This window comes from Streptomyces candidus (genome assembly GCF_014207445.1).
GTDB classification, from domain to species: domain Bacteria; phylum Actinomycetota; class Actinomycetes; order Streptomycetales; family Streptomycetaceae; genus Streptomyces; species Streptomyces candidus.
Window position 1 is genome coordinate 280,211 of the sequence record NZ_JACHEM010000004.1, and the last position, 17,097, is coordinate 297,307.

Genomic DNA, 17,097 nt, shown 5'->3' on the forward strand with positions numbered 1-17,097 from the left:
CACATCCCGTTCGGGAAAATCAGTTGAAGGCCCCCCGGGGCGCTCCTAGGCTGGTGCGCACACTGAAAGGAGGTGATTCGGAAGTGATTTCTTTCCGGACTCGTGAGGTGGCTGCGGGCTAGTTGCCCGTTGTCGCACTCAGTGCGGTGCCGGCGCAGCCGGTTCCAATCCCAAGCAGTCACCGCCCCGCGGGCTCGCCGGTACGTCCGGCCGGCTTCCTCCTCGGAGGGAACCAGAGCCCGCGGGGTTCTGCGTGCCACGGGTCGTACGGCGCTCCGCACGACGTTCCGTGCCGCGCCCTACGGGTTCAGCCGCTCCACCGCCCAGGCCCCGTCCCGCGTCCTGACGTACCGCAGCCGGTCGTGCATCCGGTTCTCCTGCCCCTGCCAGAACTCCACCGCCTCCGGTACGACCCGGAAGCCGCCCCAGTGCGGCGGTACCGGCACCTTCTCGCCCTCCGGGTAGCGCTCCTCCAGGGCGGCGTACGCGGCGGTGAGTTCCTCGCGCGAGCCCACGACCCTGGACTGTTCGCTGGCCCAGGCGCCGAGCTGCGAGCCGTGCGGACGGGTGCGGAAGTAGGCGGCCGTCTCGGCGCGGGAGACGCGTTCCGCGGTGCCGGTGACGATGACCTGGCGGGCGATCTGGTGCCAGGGGAAGAGCAGCGAGACGTACCGGTTCCCGGCGAGTTCGTCGCCCTTGCGGGAGCGGTAGTTGGTGTAGAAGACGAAGCCCTGGGCGTCGTACGCCTTCAGCAGCACCGTACGGGAGCTGGGGCGGCCGTCGGGGGTGGCGGTGGAGACGACCATGGCGTTCGGTTCGTGCAGGCCGCCGGTGACGGCCTGCTGGAACCAGCGGGCGAACTGTGCCATGGGGGACGGCGCCAGCGTGTCCTCGGTGAAGGGTTCGGCGCGGTACTGCTCGCGCATGACGGCGGGGTCGATGTCGGTGTCGGCCGCATCGGCGGCACGGGCGACGGCGGCGTGGGCTGCGTCGATGGCGGACCCGTCGGGTTCGGGAAGTGTGTTCGGCACGGGGCCATCCTGCCGCAGGCCGCGCGATCCTCCGGAGGGGTGCACACACCTGCCCGCCTGGGATGCGGCCGCAGTCTTCCCATCGCCAACTCCCGTTAACCCTCCCGCAAGTGGGTCCGGGAGTGTGCCTGTTCTCACGCTTCCCCGCATCGGTGGAACCCGCCAAAATCCCGGGTGGGGCCGCTGTCGCTTCCTTACAGCAGGGGTATCGTTCCTGCCTCCCGTCGCTTCCCGCACACGCATCTTGAGGAGCCGCCTGATGTCCGACTTCGTACCCGGACTTGAGGGAGTCGTCGCCTTCGAAACGGAGATCGCCGAACCGGACAAGGAGGGCGGCGCCCTTCGCTACCGGGGCGTCGACATCGAGGACCTGGTCGGGCACGTCTCCTTCGGGAACGTGTGGGGCCTGCTGGTCGACGGCGCGTTCAACCCCGGTCTGCCGCCCGCCGAGCCGTTCCCGATCCCCGTGCACTCCGGCGACATCCGGGTCGACGTGCAGTCGGCGCTGGCGATGCTCGCCCCCGTGTGGGGTCTGAAACCGCTGCTGGACATCGACGAGTCCACCGCCCGCGACAACCTCGCCCGCGCCGCCGTGATGGCGCTGTCGTACGTCGCCCAGTCGGCACGCGGCCAGGGGCTGCCGATGGTGCCCCAGAGCGAGATCGACAAGGCGGACTCGGTGGTCGAGCGGTTCATGATCCGCTGGCGCGGCGAACCGGACCCCAAGCACGTCAAGGCGGTCGACGCGTACTGGACGTCGGCGGCCGAGCACGGCATGAACGCGTCCACGTTCACCGCCCGGGTGATCGCCTCCACCGGTGCGGACGTCGCCGCCGCCCTGTCCGGTGCGGTGGGCGCCATGTCCGGTCCGCTGCACGGCGGCGCGCCGTCTCGCGTCCTCGGCATGATCGAGGAGATCGAGCGCACCGGGGACGCGCGCGCGTACGTGCGCCAGGCCCTCGACAAGGGCGAGCGCCTGATGGGCTTCGGCCACCGCGTGTACCGCGCCGAGGACCCGCGTGCGCGCGTCCTGCGGCGGACCGCGAAGGAGCTGGCCGCACCGCGCTTCGAGGTCGCGGAGGCGCTGGAGAAGGCGGCGCTGGAGGAGCTGCACGCGCGCCGGCCGGACCGGGTGCTGGCGACGAACGTGGAGTTCTGGGCGGCCATCGTGCTGGACTTCGCGGAGGTTCCGGCGCACATGTTCACGTCGATGTTCACCTGTGCCCGGACGGCGGGCTGGTCGGCGCACATCCTGGAGCAGAAGCGGACGGGGCGTCTGGTGCGGCCTTCGGCGCGGTATGTCGGGCCGGGGAGCCGGGATCCTCGTGAGGTGGCGGGGTTCGGGGACATCGTGGGGTGAGGGGGGCTTGGCGGCGTCCGGGGCCGTCGGGTCCGGGGCGCTCGGCGACCCCGGGGGGCGGTGCCCGGGGACACGGGGCGTAGGGCCGGGGGGTGCACCTCCGGTGGGGGACCGCCCCCTTGCCCGCCCGTTCCGCCCCCGGGGGCGGCCCCGCCGCCCAAGGGGGCTACCGGGGCCAACGGCGTGCGGACGGCCGCCCGAGGCGGCTACGGGGGCTTAGCGTGCGGGCCGCCGCCCGAGGGGGCTACGGCGACGTCAGGGCTTCTTCGAGCAGTTGGGACCACTGGGCGACGACCTTGTGGCGGCGGGCCGTATCGTCGGTGAGGAGGTTGGCGAGGCCCAGGCCGCGGGCCATGTCGAGGAAACCCTGGACGGTCTCGCGGACGCCGGGGCGTGACTCGTCCGCGTGCAGCAGCTCGACGGCCATACGGTGCGACTCGCGGCCGAAGTGGGCCTCCAGCTCGGTGACCCGGCGCCGCAGCTTCTCCTCGTTGGAGGCGGCGACCCACAGGTGCAGGGCGGCCCGGAACAGCGGGCCCGTGTAGAGGTCGACCATCGCGGCGACCACCGCCGCCGTGTGGCGGCGGGGCAGGGCGCGCAGCGCGGTGCAGCGTTCTTCCGCGACGTACTCGACGGCCGCCGTGAAGAGGTCCTCACGGGTCGGGAAGTGGTGCTGGGCCGCTCCCCGGGACACTCCCGCCCTCTCCGCCACGACCGACACCGTGGAGCCCGCCCAGCCGCGTTCGGCGAGGCAGGCCACGGCGGCCTCCAGCAGGCGCCGCCGGGTGGCACGGCTGCGGTCCTGCTTGGGGGCGGTCACTGCAGCCATGCGGGATCCCGTCGTTCGAGGTGCGCGGTCACGCCCTCGCGCGCCTCGGCGGACGCGAACAGCGCTGCCGAGCGTTGTACCAGGTCTTCCGCGTCCCGGTCGAAAGCGTCCCGCATACCGGCCGTCAGGAGCCGCTTCGCCTCCGCCAGCCCCTGCGGGGACGCCCTGCGCAGCGCCTCCAGCACGGGGGCCAGCGCGACGTCCACGTCGGGCGCGGCCTCGGTGAGGAGTCCGATCTCCTGGGCGCGCGTCCCGGCGAACACCTCACCGGTGAGGAAGTAGCGGGACGCGGCACGGGGATCGAGGCGGGGCAGCAGAGGGAGGGATATCAGGGCGGGCGCGACCCCGATCCGCACCTCGGAGAAAGCGAAGTCGGACGAGAGCGTCGCGAACGCCATGTCGCACACCCCGAGCAGCCCGAGGCCGCCCGCGCGCGCGTGCCCGTCGACGCGCCCCAGCACCGGCTTGGGCAGTTCCGCGATCTGCCGCAGCAGGGCGACGAACGCGTACGGGCCGGCGGGCGCCTTCAGGTCGGCGCCCGCGCAGAAGGTGTTGCCGGTGTGGGTGAGCACCACCGCCCGTACCGACGGGTCCTTGCCGTACCGCTCCAGAGCCCGCCCCAGCTCCTCGACGAGGGAGACCGAGAGGGCGTTGCGGTTCGCCGGTGAGTCGAGGGTGAGGGTGGTGATGCCGCGCTCGTGGGTGGTGGGGACCAGGGCCTGGCGTGTCATGCGCGTTCCCTTTCTCGCAGCTCCCGCCGCAGGATCTTGCCGGAGGCCGCACGGGGCACTCCGTCGGTGAATTCGACGCGGCGCACCTTCTTGTACGGCGCGACGCGCTCGGCGACGTAGGTCATGACATCCGCCTCGGTGAGGTCGGCGGCGTGCGGCTGCCGTACGACGTACGCCTTGGGGACCTCGTTGCCGTCCGCGTCGTATACCCCGATCACGGCCGCATCCGCGATGCCGTCGTGGGTGAGCAGGAGGGCCTCGAGTTCGGCGGGGGCCACCTGGTAGCCCTTGTACTTGATCAGCTCCTTGACGCGGTCGACCACGTAGAGCCAGCCGTCGTCGTCGACACGGCCCACGTCGCCGGTGTGCAGCCATCCGTCGGCGTCGATCATCGCGTCCGTCGCGTCGGGGCGGCCGAGGTAGCCCTTCATGCGCTGCGGGCCACGGATGGCGATCTCGCCCTCCTCGCCGACGCCGAGGTCCTTGCCGGGGTCGTGCAGGGACAGGATGCGCATCTCGGTGCGCGGCAGGAGCTTGCCGACGGTGCCCGGCGGCGGGTTCTCCGCGCTCAGCGGCACCACGTGCGTGCCGGGCGACAGTTCGGTCATCCCGTACGCCTGGAGGACCGGCCGGATTCCCAGGCGGTCGGCACATGCCTTCGCGAGGGCGGCGTCGAGCGGGGCCGCGGCGCTGACGACGTACTCGACCGACGAGAGGTCGTAACGTTCGACGGCCGGGTGCTTGGCGAGGGCGAGGACGATCGGCGGGGCGACGAACAGGGCGTTGATGCGTTCGTCCTGGATCGCCTTGAGGAACTGCTCCAGGTCGAAGCGCGGCAGGGTGACGACGGTCGCGCCGTGCGACAGCGGGATGTTCATGAGCGCGGTCAGTCCGTAGATGTGGAAGAACGGGAGCACCGCCAGCACCCGGTCGCCCGGCTTGACCGGGATGAACGGATGCAGCTGCGCCATGTTGGTGGCGATGCTGTGGTGGGTGAGCATGACGCCCTTGGGGACGCCGGTGGTGCCGGAGGAGTACGGCAGTGCGGCGACGTCCGTGCGGGGGTCGATGTCGACCTGCGGTTCGGGGTCCGTGGAGGCCAGCAGGTCGAGTACGGAGCGGTGGCCGGGCGCGCTGTCGCAGACCAGCACCTCCTCGATGCCGCCGGCGAGGGCGGCGGCCCGGCGGGCGGTGCCCAGGAGCGGGGAGACGGTGACGATCCAGCGGGCGGACGAGTCGCGCAGCTGCTTGGCGAACTCCTCCGGCGTGGACAGCGGGTGCACGGTGGTCACCGACGCCCCCGCGCGCGTGGCGGCGAAGAACACCGCCGGGTAGGCGATCGTATTGGGACTGTGCAGGGCCAGCACGTCGCCCTTGCGCAGGCCGGACGCGGCCAGGGCGGCGGCGATCCTGCGGTGGAAGGCGTCGAGTTGCGCGTAGCTGAGGGTGGTGCCGTTCGTCCCGTCGACGAGGGCGGGGCTGTCGCCGTACTCGGCGGCGCGTCCGAGGACCGCCTCGTGGACGGGCAGTTCTATGTCGGCCGTATCGGCGTACTCGCTGTGGAACACCATGAGGACGATCCCCTTCGACGCGGTGGTGCGACGGCATGACGTGACAGTGCGACGCGTGCGGGTGCGCTGCGCGGATGCGGGTGTGCGCTGTGCCGGTGCGACGTGGTGGCGCTGTGAGGTCGGGTGCTGGGGGTGCTGGGCGGTCCCGGTGCGGGGGGAGGTGCTGTGCCCGTGGTGGCGCGGTGCGGTCCGGGGCCGGCGGTACTGGGCGGTGCCGGTCGTGGCGCCGCTCGGTCCGGTACGGGTGCGGAGGGTCAGGATGCGTGCTGTCAATACGACTTGGGGAGACCCAGGGACTGGTGGGACACGAAGTTCAGGATCATTTCCCGGCTGACGGGGGCGATGCGGGCGACCCGGGAGGCGACGATCATCGTGGCGAGTCCGTACTCGCGGGTGAGGCCGTTGCCGCCCAGCGTGTGGACCGCCTGGTCGACCGTCTTCACGCAGGCCTCGGCCGCCGCGTACTTCGCCATGTTGGCGGCCTCCCCCGCGCCCGCGTCGTCGCCCGCGTCGTAGAGGGCGGCTGCCCTGCCCATCATGAGGCGGGCCAGTTCCAGCTCGATGTGCGCCTGCGCGAGGGGGTGGGCGATGGCCTGGTGGGCTCCGATGGGCGACTGCCAGACGGTGCGCTCCTTGGCGTACTCCACCGCCCTCCTGAGGGCGTAGCGGCCCATGCCGACGGCGAACGCGGCGGTCATGATGCGCTCGGGGTTGAGCCCGGCGAAGAGCTGGAGGAGCCCGGCGTCCTCGTCGCCGACGAGGGCTTCGGCGGGCAGCCGGACGTCGTCCAGGACGAGTTCGAACTGCTTCTCCGGGGCCTGGAGTTCCATGTCGATCTGCGCACGTCCGAAGCCGGGGGCGTCGCGCGGGACAATGAAGAGGCAGGGTTTGAGCCTGCCGGTGCGCGCGTCCTCGGTGCGGCCGACGATCAGGGTCGCGTCGGCGATGTCGACGCCGGAGACGAACACCTTGCGTCCGGTCAGCACCCAGCCGTCGCCGTCGCGGCGGGCGGTGGTGGTGATGCGGTGGGAGTTGGAGCCGGCGTCGGGCTCGGTGATGCCGAAGGCCATGGTGAGGCGGCCGTCGGCGAGTCCGGGCAGCCAGGCGGATTTCTGTTCCTCGGTGCCGAAGCGGGCGATCACGGTGCCGCAGATGGCGGGCGAGACGATCATCATGAGCAACGGGCAGCCCGCCGCCCCCAGTTCCTCCAGGACGATGCAGAGTTCGGAGATGCCGCCGCCCCCGCCGCCGTACTCCTCGGGGAGGTTCACGCCCAGGTAGCCGAGCCGGGCGGCGTCCGCCCACAGCTCGTCGGGGTGTTTTCCGGCGGCGACGACCTGGGCGAAGTAGTTCCGTCCGTAGCGTTTGCCGAGGGCGGCGACGGCGGCGCGCAGCGCCTGGTGTTCCTCGGTCTCGACGACAGTGGTGTTCATGCTTCCGGTTCCTCCCGTGCTTCCTGTACGAGGGCTTCCTGTACGGCGGCTTCCTGTACGACGGCGAGCAGTGCGCCGACCTCGACCTGGCGGCCGGGGGCGGCGTGGAGCGCGGTGAGCGTGCCGGCGGCGGGCGCGGAGACCTTGTGCTCCATCTTCATCGCCTCCAGCCACAGCAGGGGCTGGCCCGCCGCCACCCGGACCCCCTCCGCCAGCCCTTCCGCGATCCGTACGACCGTCCCCGGCATGGGGGCGAACAGGGAGCCCGGGGCGGTGCGGGCCTCGGGGTCGGGGAACCGGGGCGCGGCGTGCAGGGTGTGGGAGCCGGCGGGGGTGTCCACGTACACCCGGTCGCCGTGCACCGCCACGTGGTGGCGCAGCCGCACCCCGCCCGTTTCGAGGACGACCTCGTCGGGGGTGACGGAGACGACCAGGTCGACGCCCTCGACCCGGTAGCCGCCGTCGCGTCCCCGCCGGTAGCGCACCTCGTGCGTGCCGTACGTCTTGCGCTGCGGCTGCGAGGGGACGTTGCGCCAGCCCCCTTTGAAGCGGCCCCCCCGGCGGGCGGCGTCCGCGAGGGCGGCAGCGACGGCGGCGAGTGCGGCGCCGGGCCGCTCCCCGGTCAGGTCGGGGAGGTGCCGGTCGTAGAACCCGGTGTCCTGTTGTCCTGACGTGAAGTCGGGATGCAGCAGCGACCGTACGAGGAGGTCCCGATTGGTGACGGGGCCGTGCACGCGGGCGCGTACGAGCGCGTGGGCGAGCTTGCGCACGGCGGCGGCACGGGTGGGCGCCCAGGCGATCACCTTGGCGAGCAGGGGGTCGTAGTTGACGCCGACGAGGTCGCCGCCCTCGTAGCCGCTGTCGAGCCGCAGGCCGGGCCCCTCGGGGACGTCCAGGGCGTACAGCGGTCCGGTCTGCGGCTGCCAGTCGTGGGCGGGGTCCTCGGCGTACAGGCGTGCCTCGACGGCGTGTCCGCGCGGCTGCGCAGGGGCGTCGGGAAGGGGATGACCTTCGGCGACCAGGAGCTGGAGGGCCACCAGGTCGACGCCGAACACGGCCTCGGTGACGGGGTGTTCGACCTGGAGGCGGGTGTTCATCTCCAGGAAGTACGCGCGGCCGTCCGCGTCGAGCAGGAACTCGACGGTGCCCGCGCCGACGTACCCGACGGCGCGCGCGGCGGCGGTGGCGGCGTCGTGGAGGGAGGCGCGGAGTTCGTCGGGCAGCCCGGGGGCGGGGGCCTCCTCGATCACCTTCTGGTGGCGGCGCTGGAGCGAGCAGTCCCGGGTGCCGAACGCCCGGACGGTGCCGTGCGCGTCGGCGAGCACCTGCACCTCGATGTGACGGCCGCGCTCCACGTACGGTTCGGCGAAGACCTCGCCGTCGCCGAAGGCGGACCGCGCCTCGGCGGCAGCCGCGGTCAACTCGCCCGGAAGGTCGGCCAGTTCGCGTACGACGCGCATGCCGCGTCCGCCGCCGCCGGCCGCTGCCTTGAGGAGCAGCGGCAGGTCCGCCGCGGTCGCCGCGGCCGGGTCGACGGGCGCCAGCAGCGGCACCCCCGCCTTCGCCATCAGCGCCTTCGCCCGCGTCTTGGACGCCATCGCCTCGATGGCCTCGGGCGGCGGCCCCACCCAGGTCAGTCCGGCGTCGCGCACGGCGCGGGCGAAGCCGGCGTTCTCCGACAGGAAGCCGTAGCCGGGGTGCACGGCGTCCGCACCGGCCGCGAGGGCCGCCTTCACGATCAGGTCGCCGCGCAGGTAGGTGTCGGCGGGAGCGGCGCCCGGCAGCCGTACCGCCGCGTCGGCCACGCGCGCGTGGAGCGAGTCGGCGTCCGGGTCGGAGTGCACGGCGACGGTGGTGATGCCGAGTTCGGCGCAGGTGCGGAAGACGCGGCACGCTATTTCGCCGCGGTTGGCGACGAGCAGGGAGGAAATCACTGGGTTCTCCGGGATCATCGGTGGCCTCTCACATCCGGAAGACGCCGAAGCCGCCGCGCGCGCCCCCGACGGGGGCGGTGTGGATCGCGGACAGGCACAGGCCGAGGACGGTGCGGGTGTCGCGCGGGTCGATGACCCCGTCGTCGTACAGCCGGCCGGACAGGAACATCGGCAGGGACTCCGACTCGATCTGCTGCTCCACCAGGGCGCGCAGCCCGGCATCCGCCTCGTCGTCGTACGGCTGCCCCTTTGCGGCGGCGGAGGCGCGGGCGACGATCGACAGGACGCCGGCGAGCTGCTGGGGGCCCATCACGGCGGACTTGGCGCTGGGCCAGGCGAACAGGAAGCGCGGGTCGTAGGCGCGCCCGCACATGCCGTAGTGCCCGGCTCCGTAGGAGGCGCCCATCAGGACCGACAGGTGCGGCACGGTGGAGTTCGAGACCGCGTTGATCATCATCGCGCCGTGCTTGATGATGCCGCCCTGCTCGTACTCCTTGCCGACCATGTAGCCGGTGGTGTTGTGCAGGAAGACCAGGGGGATGTCGCGCTGGTTGGCGAGCTGGACGAACTGGGCGGCCTTCTGCGACTCCGCGCTGAACAGCACCCCCTGCGCGTTGGCGAGGATGCCGACGGGATAGCCGTGCAGTGCGGCCCAGCCGGTGACCAGACTCGTCCCGTAGAGCGCTTTGAACTCGTCGAAGTCGGAGTCGTCGACGAGGCGGGCGATCACCTCGTGGGGGTCGAAGGGCGTCTTGAGGTCGCCGGGGACGATCCCCGCCAGTTCCTCCGCGTCGTACCGGGGCGGCCGGGCGGCCGGCGGGTCCGGGTGCGCCTTGCGCCGGTGGAGGCGCGCGACGATGCGGCGGGCCTGCCGCAGCGCGTCCGGCTCGTCGACGGCGTAGTGGTCGGCGAGACCCGACACCCGCGCGTGCATCCGGGCGCCGCCCAGCGACTCGTCGTCGCTCTCCTCGCCGGTGGCCATCTTCACCAGGGGCGGGCCGCCGAGGAAGACCTTCGACCGCTGCTCGATCATCACGGTGTGGTCGGACATCCCGGGGACGTAGGCGCCCCCGGCGGTCGAGTTGCCGAACACGACGGCGATCGTCGGGATCCCGGCGGCGGACAGGCGCGTGAGGTCGCGGAAGAGCGCCCCGCCGGGGATGAAGATCTCCTTCTGGGAGGGCAGGTCGGCTCCCCCGGACTCGACGAGGCTGATCAGCGGGAGCCGGTTCTCGTACGCGATCCGGTTGGCCCGCAGCGCCTTCTTCAGCGTCCAGGGGTTGGAGGCGCCGCCGCGTACGGTCGGGTCGTTGGCCGTGATCAGGCACTCGACGCCCTCGACGACGCCGATGCCGGTGACCAGGGACGCGCCCACCGGGTAGTCGCTCCCCCAGGCGGCGAGCGGCGACAGTTCCAGGAACGGGGTGTCCGGGTCGATCAGCAGCTCGACGCGTTCCCGGGCGAGCAGCTTGCCGCGCGCCCGGTGCCGTTCGACGTACTTCTCCCCGCCGCCGGCCAGGGCCTTCGCATGCGCTGCTTCCAGATCGTCCAGTTTGGCGAGCATGGCGGCACGGTGGGCGGCGTACTCGGGGCTCGTGGTGTCGAGCGCGGAGGCGAGCACGGTCACAGGAGGACCTCCGGTATGTCGAGGTGGCGGGAGCGCAGCCATTCGCCGACCGCCTTGGCCTGCGGGTCGAAGCGCGCCTGCGCGGCGGCGCCCTCGCCGAGGAGTCCCGCGACGGTGAAGTTGAGGGCGCGCAGGCGGGGCAGGACGGTGCGGGTGACGTGCAGGGCGGCCGTCTCCGGCAGGAGTGCGCGAAAGCGCTGGACGGTCAGGGTGTGGGCCAGCCACCGCCAGGCGTCGTCGGTCCGCACCCACACGCCCACGTTCGCGTCGCCGCCCTTGTCGCCGCTGCGCGCTCCGGCGACAAGCCCGAGGGGGGCACGCCGAGTGGGGTGCGCCCGGTGCGCGGACAGCGGCTTCGGAAGCTCCGGCTCCGGTACGTCGGCGAGTACCCGCGTCCCTGCGGGGCCCGGAACCGGCACCTCGCTCCCGTCGGGCAGCACGGCCGTGTGCGCGACCCGGCGGGCGTCGAGGGTGTGCGCCTCGAAGATCCCGTACGGCGCCCCCTTGCCGGGCGGGGCGGTGACGTGGAAGCCGGGGTAGCTGGCAAGGGCGAGCTCGACGGCCGCACCGCTCACCGCCCTCCCGACCGCCTCCTGCTCCGCGTCCCGTACGACGAGGCGCAGCAGCGCACTCGCCGTCTCCTCGCTCCCGGCGTCGGCCCGGTCCGTCCGGACGAGCTCCCACCGCACGTCGGCGGGCCGCTTCCCGCCTGGTCGCGCGGGCGGGGGACTCGCGAGGGCCGGGCTCTCGGGGGCGGCACTCGCGGAGGCGGCACTCGCGGTGCCGGGACCCTCGAAGGCGTCCTCCACCTGCCCCCGCACCAGCGCGGCCTTCTCCTCGATGTCGAGCCCGGTCAGCACGAACACCACTTCGTTGCGCCATCCACCGAACCGGGTCACCCCGGCCTTGAGCGTGGGTGGCGGCGCCTCCCCGCACACCCCCTCGATCCGCACCCGGTCCGGCCCTTCCCGCACCAGCCGTACGGTGTCGAGGCGGGCGGTGGTGTCGGGCCCGGCGTAGCGGGCGCTGCCGGTCTCGTACAGGAGCTGGGCGGTGACGGTGCCGACGTCGACGACGCCGCCGGTCCCGGGGTGCTTGGTGATGACGCAGGAGCCGTCCGCCTGGATCTCGGCGAGTGGAAAGCCGGGCCGGCGGACGTCGTGCGCGCCGAAGAAAGAGTAGTTGCCGCCGGTGGCCTGGGCGCCGCACTCCAGGACGTGCCCGGCTACGACCGCGCCCGCGAGTTTGTCGTACTCCTCGGGACCCCAGCCGAACCAGTGCGCGGCGGGCCCGGTGACGAGTGCGGCGTCGGTGACGCGCCCGGTGACGACGATGTCCGCCCCGGCGTCGAGGCAGGCGGTGATGCCGGCCCCGCCGAGGTAGGCGTTGGCGGTGAGGTCGCCGTACTCCTTCGCGCGGCTCCACCGCCCGGTCGCCATGAGGTCGTCGCCGTGGACGTACCCGACCCGGACGCCGATCCCGAGCCGGTCGGCCAACTCCCGCACACCGTCCGCCAGTCCCGCCGGATTCAGCCCGCCCGCATTGGTGACGATGCGCACGCCGCGCTCGTGGGCCAGCCCGAGACCTTCCTCCAGCTGCTTCAGGAAGGTGCGCGCGTACCCCTTGGCCGGGTCCTTCAGACGCTCACGGCCGAGGATGAGCATGGTCAGCTCGGCGAGGTAGTCCCCGGTGAGAAAGTCGAGCTCGCCCCCGGTGAGCATGTCGCGGACGGCGTCGAAGCGGTCGCCGTAGAACCCGGAGGCGTTGCCGATCCGGAGGGGGGTGCGGGGGGACTCGGTGGGTACGGCGCCGGGGCCGTGGCCTGCGGCACTCACGAGACGGGGCCTTCCGGCTCGGCCCCCGCAGGCTCGGGCCCCTTCGGCACCGGCCCCTCCGTCCCGCTCCCCTTCGGCGCACGCCCCTCCCCCGGCGGGCCGGCGAAGGCCTGTGCGATGTCCAGCCACCGGTTGGCCTCGTCGCCCTCGGCCCGCAGTGCCAGATCGTCGCGATGGGCGCGCTGGGTGACCAGCAGACAAAAGTCGTGGGCGGGCCCACTGACGCGCTGGGCGGCACCCTCGGGCCCGTACACCCACAAGTCACCGCCAGGGCCCATCAGTTCGACCCGGAACTCCTCCCGGGGCGCGGCGATCCCCCGTACGAGATAGGCATAGTCCCGGGCCCTGACACCGATCCTCGCGACCTGCCGCAGCCGGTCGGTCGGCACCCGCCGCACGCCGAGGGCATCGGCGATGTCCTGCCCGTGCGCCCAGGTCTCCATGAGTCGGGCGGTGGCCATGGACGCGACTCCCATCGGCGGCCCGTACCAGGGGAGGCGCGTTCCGGCGGGGGCGGTCCTGAGCACCTGCCACAACCGGTCCCGCCCGTCCCGCCAAGCCGCCAGCAGCTCCCGGGGCGGTTGCGCGGCCCCGCTCTCGGCCCCCGCGTCGACGAACCCGTGCGGATTCTTCTCGGCCTTGGCGACCTCGCCCCGGAAGGCCTCCGGGTCGGTGGCGGCGAGCAGGGCGACGCTGTCGGTCCAGGCGAGATGAGCGATCTGATGGGCGATGGTCCAGCGCGGCGCGGGAGTGAGCAATCGCCACTCCCGTTCCCCCAACTCAGCGACCAGCAGATCTACTTCACGGCTCTCGTCGCGCAAATCGGCAAGCACGGCGTCGAGTTCGGACACGTAACGCTCCCCTCGGGGCACGGATGCGTGTGCGGAGCATGGCAGCCATCGGAGAAACAAGCAAGCATGCTTGAATTTGTCGGCGCACACGCTTCCGGCTCATCCGGCCGGCGAGGCCGGACGTCGTTCCGGACATTGCGCGCCGGGACGGCGTGTACACCGCCCGGCAGGCCGTCGTCGCCGCGCACACGCGGACCGCGCCGTCGGGGTCGCGGGCAGCACACGGATCGCATTCGAGACCCGACCGGCGCGCATGGCACGTGAGTTGCACGGCCTGGAGCGGGCGACGGACCCGTGACAGGATGCCCGGACCCGCCAGGACCTCGTCGACGTCTTGGCGACCGCGAACGAGAGGGGATGACATGGGGCAAGGACCCGTGCCACTGACGGATCACGAGATCGCGGAACGCCTGGAGGACCTGCCGGAATGGCAGCAGGTCGGCCACGAGATCGTCCGACGGTACGAGATCGGCTATGACGAGGCCGTCGCCGCCGTCGTCACGATTGCCGACCGGGCCCGACGGGTGCAGCACCACGCGGGTCTCGACCTCCGCGCCGACAGTCTGACCGCGCGGATCACCACGCACGATGCGGGGAATGTACTGACCGCCGCGGACTTCGACCTGGCGTACCGGATCGACGCTATCGTGGCTGCCCACCAGGCGCTTCCGCTGGACTGATCGCGGACGCATGAAGGACACCCCCACGTGGGCGGCCGGGGGGATGCTCACAGACCCCACCGGTGTCGGGTACTGACACCAGCACGCGCCACGCGAGACCCGACAACGCTCACGCGTGACGCCCGCCGTGTGCACTGTCAACGAGGTTTCTCATAGCCGTGCGAAGTGGACTTCTATAACGCGGGCACGGTGGCCGTGCCCGACCTGCGACCGTGCCACCTGGCCCGAGCACCGGGGAATGCCCCGGGCATGCAGTGCCGCCCGCCGATACGCCGTCCAGGCGCAGCCCGGCGCGGTGCGCTTCAACATGGCCAGGGAACCGTCCAAGCGGTACACCACAGCGGGGTCCCGGGGCGGTTGGTGCGCCCCAGGGCCTCGTACCGGGTCCGGCCGTCCTCTGCCGGGGGACCCCGCCAAGGTTCATTCAGCGCTCAACCGAGCCGGTGTCCACGCCGACTTGACTGGCAAGAGTTGCGTGAGTCCACCCGCCCGCCGCCATCGCCGCGCGTAACGTGCGCGCGCTCAGTCGTTCGCCGTCGGGCCGGTGCGGACGACCGCCTGGTCGCCGTGGGGGCCGAACAGGTGCAGGATTTCCACCGCTTCGGTGCCGGCGGGGCCGAACCAGTGGGGTTCACCGGTGTCGAACTCAGCCACCTGACCCGGCCCCAGAGTGAGCTCGCGCTCCCCGAGAATGAGGCGGAGCTCACCTGCGAGCACGTAGAGCCATTCGTAGCCGGAGTGGGTCACCAGGCGCGGCTCGCGGTGCGCGAGCACCTGCTTGAAGACCTGGACGCGGCCCGGGTACTGCGTCAGCGGGACGAGGACGCTGCCGGGCTCCCGGCTCCGCGGCTTCAGGTGGACCCGCGGATCACCGGTGGGCGGAGCGGTCACCAGTTGGTCCAGCGCGACGCGGTGGGCCCGGGCGAGCGGGATGAGCAGGTCGAGCGTCGGTCGCCGCCGGCCCGACTCCAGCCGCGACAGCGTGCTCACGGAGATTCCGGTGTCCTTGGCGAGCGTTTCGAGGGTGAGGCCGCGGTCGCGCCGCAAGGCACGCAGCCGTGGCCCGATGCTGTCGAGGAGTTCCGCGAGTTCGGTGTCCATGCAGCCATTTTGCGGTTTCCGCAAATTTCCTGGGCCCGGCCCCTCCCCCGGCCCGAGCCTGGGCGGCAACCGATCCCGTAGAAGGGGGACCTCCCGTGGTCGCCACATCCCTGACCACCCCGCCCTCCCCGCTGAGCGCGCGCCGACGCTGGACCGTGCTGACCGTCTGCGCGCTCAGCATGTTCCTGGTGGGGGTGGACACCACCATCGTCAACGTGGGCCTGCCCGAGGTCGGCCGGGGCCTCGACGTGGGCACCCGCGGCCTCGAATGGGTCGTCAACGCCTACACCGTGGTCCTGGCCAGCCTCCTCATCGTTTCCGGCGCGCTCGCGGACCGCTTCGGGCGCCGCCGGGTCTTCCAGTGCGGACTGCTCGTCTTCGGCCTGGCCTCTCTCGCCTGCGCCGTCGCCCCGTCGTTCGGCATGCTCGTCGCGGCCCGGGCCGTTCAGGGAGTGGGGGCCTCCATGCTGAGCCCCGTGGCCCTGGCGATCGTGGTGAACGCGATGCCCGACCCACGGGAACGGGCCCGGGCCATCGGCGTGTGGGCATCGGTCTTCGGGCTCAGCATGGCGGCGGGCCCGGTCACCGGCGGGGCGCTCATCGCCGCCTTCGGCTGGCGTTCGGTGTTCTGGATCAACGCCCCGGTCGTCGCCGCCGCCTTGGTCCTGGTCGCCGTGTTCGTACCGGAGTCCCGTGCGAAGCTCCCCCGGCGCCTCGATCTGCCCGGCCAGGTGCTCCTCACCGTGGTTCTCTGCCTCTCCGTCGGCATCCTCGTCGAAGGACCCCGCATCGGCTGGGCCTCGCCCACAGCACTCGCCGCCTACGCCGTGATCACAGCGGCGACGGCCGGTTTCATCCTGGTGGAATCGCGCCGCAGCGAACCCCTGATGGACCTCGCTCTCTTCCACCGGCCGCCGTTCGCCACGGCGGTCCTCGGTGCCGTGGCGGTGTTCGTCGCGCTGAACGTGAGCCTGCTCCTCAACACCTTCTACCTCCAGCACACGCGCGGCTGGACACCGCTTGCGGCCGGTGCCGTGACCCTGCCCATGGCACTCGGGGCGACGTTGTGCGCGCCGTGGGCCGGGGCTCTGGTGGGACGTTCCGGGCCGAGGCGTCCGCTGATTCTCGCGGGCGGATTCACCGCAGCCGGCGGTCTGTGCCTGATCAACCTGAGCCAGGACACGAGCGTCCCGCAGATCCTTCTCGCCCACCTGCTGATCGGCGTCGGGTTCGGCTTCGCCAACGCACCCCTGACCAATACCGCGGTCAGCGGTCTGCCGCCGTCCCGGGCGGGCGTGGCGGGGGCGATCACCTCCACCGCGCGCCAGGTCGGTGCGGCGGTCGGTATCGCCGTAGCCGGGGGTCTGGTCGCGGGTGCCGGCCCTGCCGGTATCACCGCCGCCGCACGTCCAGGATGGCTGCTCGTGACGGCCTGCGGACTGTTCCTCCTCGTCGTGGCGCGCGCCTCGCAGCCCGCGGCCAGCAGGACCCGCTAGTACGCAGAGGTTCACGCCGGGCTTCCGCGTCCACCTCCCGGACGGGAGAGCCCGCGACCCCGGCCTCCTGTCATGATCACCCGATGAGTGACGGCAAGCGCGTACACCCGTCCAAGGTGGCCGGCGACCGGGCGTCGCTGACCTCGTTCCTCGACTACCAGCGCGCGACCCTCGCCATGAAGTGCCAGGGTCTGACCGGCGAGCAGCTGAAGCAAAAGGCGGTTCCGACTTCGGGTCTGTCGCTCCTCGGCCTGGTACGGCACATTGCCGAGGTCGAACGGGGTTGGTTCCGGCTGGTGCTGAGTGGCGAAGACTGCAAACCTCTCTGGGCCGGGAGCGACGGCGAGCCCGCCGAGTTCCAGGTGGATGACGCCGACGTGGATGAGGCGTTCTCCTGCTGGCGCGAGGCGTGCGAAGGCTCCCGTGCCGTTGTGGACGCAGTCCAGTCCCTCGACGACACGGTGGACTTCAGGGGCGAGGTGATCTCGCTCCGGTACGTCCTCCTCCACATGATCGAGGAGTACGCGCGCCACAACGGCCACGCCGACCTGGTCCGCGAGGCGATCGACGGAGAGGTGGGCGAGTAGGCGTCGGTCGGCCCGGCCCGACGGCCGGGCC

General features: G+C 72.3%; 14 protein-coding genes. 4 read left to right on the forward strand and 10 right to left on the reverse strand.

Annotated features, from left to right (window positions below; all coding sequences use genetic code 11):
- Positions 1-299 precede the first annotated feature (299 nt).
- Positions 300-926: a pyridoxamine 5'-phosphate oxidase gene (pdxH, locus tag HNQ79_RS09985; RefSeq protein WP_185029575.1), complete on the reverse strand. Its 627-nt coding sequence runs from the start codon at positions 924-926 to the stop codon at positions 300-302.
- Positions 927-1,290: 364 nt separating this feature from the next.
- Here pdxH and HNQ79_RS09990 point away from each other — a divergent pair, with 364 nt between their 5' ends.
- Positions 1,291-2,391: a citrate synthase 2 gene (locus tag HNQ79_RS09990; protein ID WP_185029200.1), complete on the forward strand. Its 1,101-nt coding sequence runs from the start codon at positions 1,291-1,293 to the stop codon at positions 2,389-2,391.
- Positions 2,392-2,635: 244 nt separating this feature from the next.
- Here the strand turns inward: HNQ79_RS09990 and HNQ79_RS09995 are convergent, their stop codons facing one another.
- From HNQ79_RS09995 to HNQ79_RS10030, 8 genes are all read right to left on the reverse strand, one after another.
- Entirely contained in the window at positions 2,636-3,220 is a 585-nt protein-coding gene (locus tag HNQ79_RS09995; protein WP_185029202.1) for a TetR/AcrR family transcriptional regulator, read from the reverse strand.
- Entirely contained in the window at positions 3,208-3,951 is a 744-nt protein-coding gene (locus HNQ79_RS10000; RefSeq protein WP_185029204.1) for an enoyl-CoA hydratase family protein, read from the reverse strand. Before HNQ79_RS10000 ends, HNQ79_RS09995 begins: the two co-directional genes overlap by 13 nt.
- Positions 3,948-5,522 carry an AMP-binding protein gene (locus HNQ79_RS10005; protein WP_185029576.1) on the reverse strand — a complete coding sequence of 525 codons (1,575 nt, stop codon included), beginning with the start codon at positions 5,520-5,522 and terminating at the stop codon, positions 3,948-3,950. The genes HNQ79_RS10000 and HNQ79_RS10005 overlap by 4 nt, the downstream gene beginning before the upstream one ends.
- A 269-nt stretch (positions 5,523-5,791) precedes the next feature.
- Entirely contained in the window at positions 5,792-6,955 is a 1,164-nt protein-coding gene (locus HNQ79_RS10010) for an acyl-CoA dehydrogenase family protein (protein ID WP_185029206.1), read from the reverse strand.
- Positions 6,952-8,889: an ATP-binding protein gene (locus HNQ79_RS10015; protein WP_185029208.1), complete on the reverse strand. Its 1,938-nt coding sequence runs from the start codon at positions 8,887-8,889 to the stop codon at positions 6,952-6,954. Before HNQ79_RS10015 ends, HNQ79_RS10010 begins: the two co-directional genes overlap by 4 nt.
- A 28-nt stretch (positions 8,890-8,917) precedes the next feature.
- Positions 8,918-10,516, reverse strand: coding sequence for an acyl-CoA carboxylase subunit beta (locus HNQ79_RS10020; protein WP_185029210.1), 1,599 nt, complete (start codon positions 10,514-10,516; stop codon positions 8,918-8,920).
- Positions 10,513-12,351: an acyclic terpene utilization AtuA family protein gene (locus HNQ79_RS10025; RefSeq protein ID WP_185029213.1), complete on the reverse strand. Its 1,839-nt coding sequence runs from the start codon at positions 12,349-12,351 to the stop codon at positions 10,513-10,515. Before HNQ79_RS10025 ends, HNQ79_RS10020 begins: the two co-directional genes overlap by 4 nt.
- Positions 12,348-13,202: a TIGR03084 family metal-binding protein gene (locus HNQ79_RS10030; protein WP_185029215.1), complete on the reverse strand. Its 855-nt coding sequence runs from the start codon at positions 13,200-13,202 to the stop codon at positions 12,348-12,350. Before HNQ79_RS10030 ends, HNQ79_RS10025 begins: the two co-directional genes overlap by 4 nt.
- Before the next feature lie 377 nt (positions 13,203-13,579).
- On the opposite strand from HNQ79_RS10030, the gene HNQ79_RS10035 reads away from it, so the two are divergent.
- On the forward strand, positions 13,580-13,882 hold the full coding sequence (locus HNQ79_RS10035) for a 4a-hydroxytetrahydrobiopterin dehydratase (RefSeq protein WP_308437341.1): 303 nt from the start codon (positions 13,580-13,582) through the stop codon (positions 13,880-13,882).
- A gap of 522 nt (positions 13,883-14,404) precedes the next feature.
- Here HNQ79_RS10035 and HNQ79_RS10040 read toward each other — a convergent pair.
- Positions 14,405-14,983: a helix-turn-helix transcriptional regulator gene (locus tag HNQ79_RS10040; protein WP_185029220.1), complete on the reverse strand. Its 579-nt coding sequence runs from the start codon at positions 14,981-14,983 to the stop codon at positions 14,405-14,407.
- 95 nt (positions 14,984-15,078) lie between these two features.
- Between HNQ79_RS10040 and HNQ79_RS10045 the strand changes: the two genes are divergently transcribed.
- Together HNQ79_RS10045 and HNQ79_RS10050 are read left to right on the forward strand one after the other, a co-directional pair.
- Entirely contained in the window at positions 15,079-16,479 is a 1,401-nt protein-coding gene (locus HNQ79_RS10045; protein WP_185029222.1) for an MFS transporter, read from the forward strand.
- An 83-nt stretch (positions 16,480-16,562) separates the two neighbouring features.
- Complete coding sequence (locus tag HNQ79_RS10050) at positions 16,563-17,066, forward strand: DinB family protein (protein ID WP_185029224.1); 504 nt, start codon at positions 16,563-16,565, stop codon at positions 17,064-17,066.
- Positions 17,067-17,097: the final 31 nt, after the last annotated feature.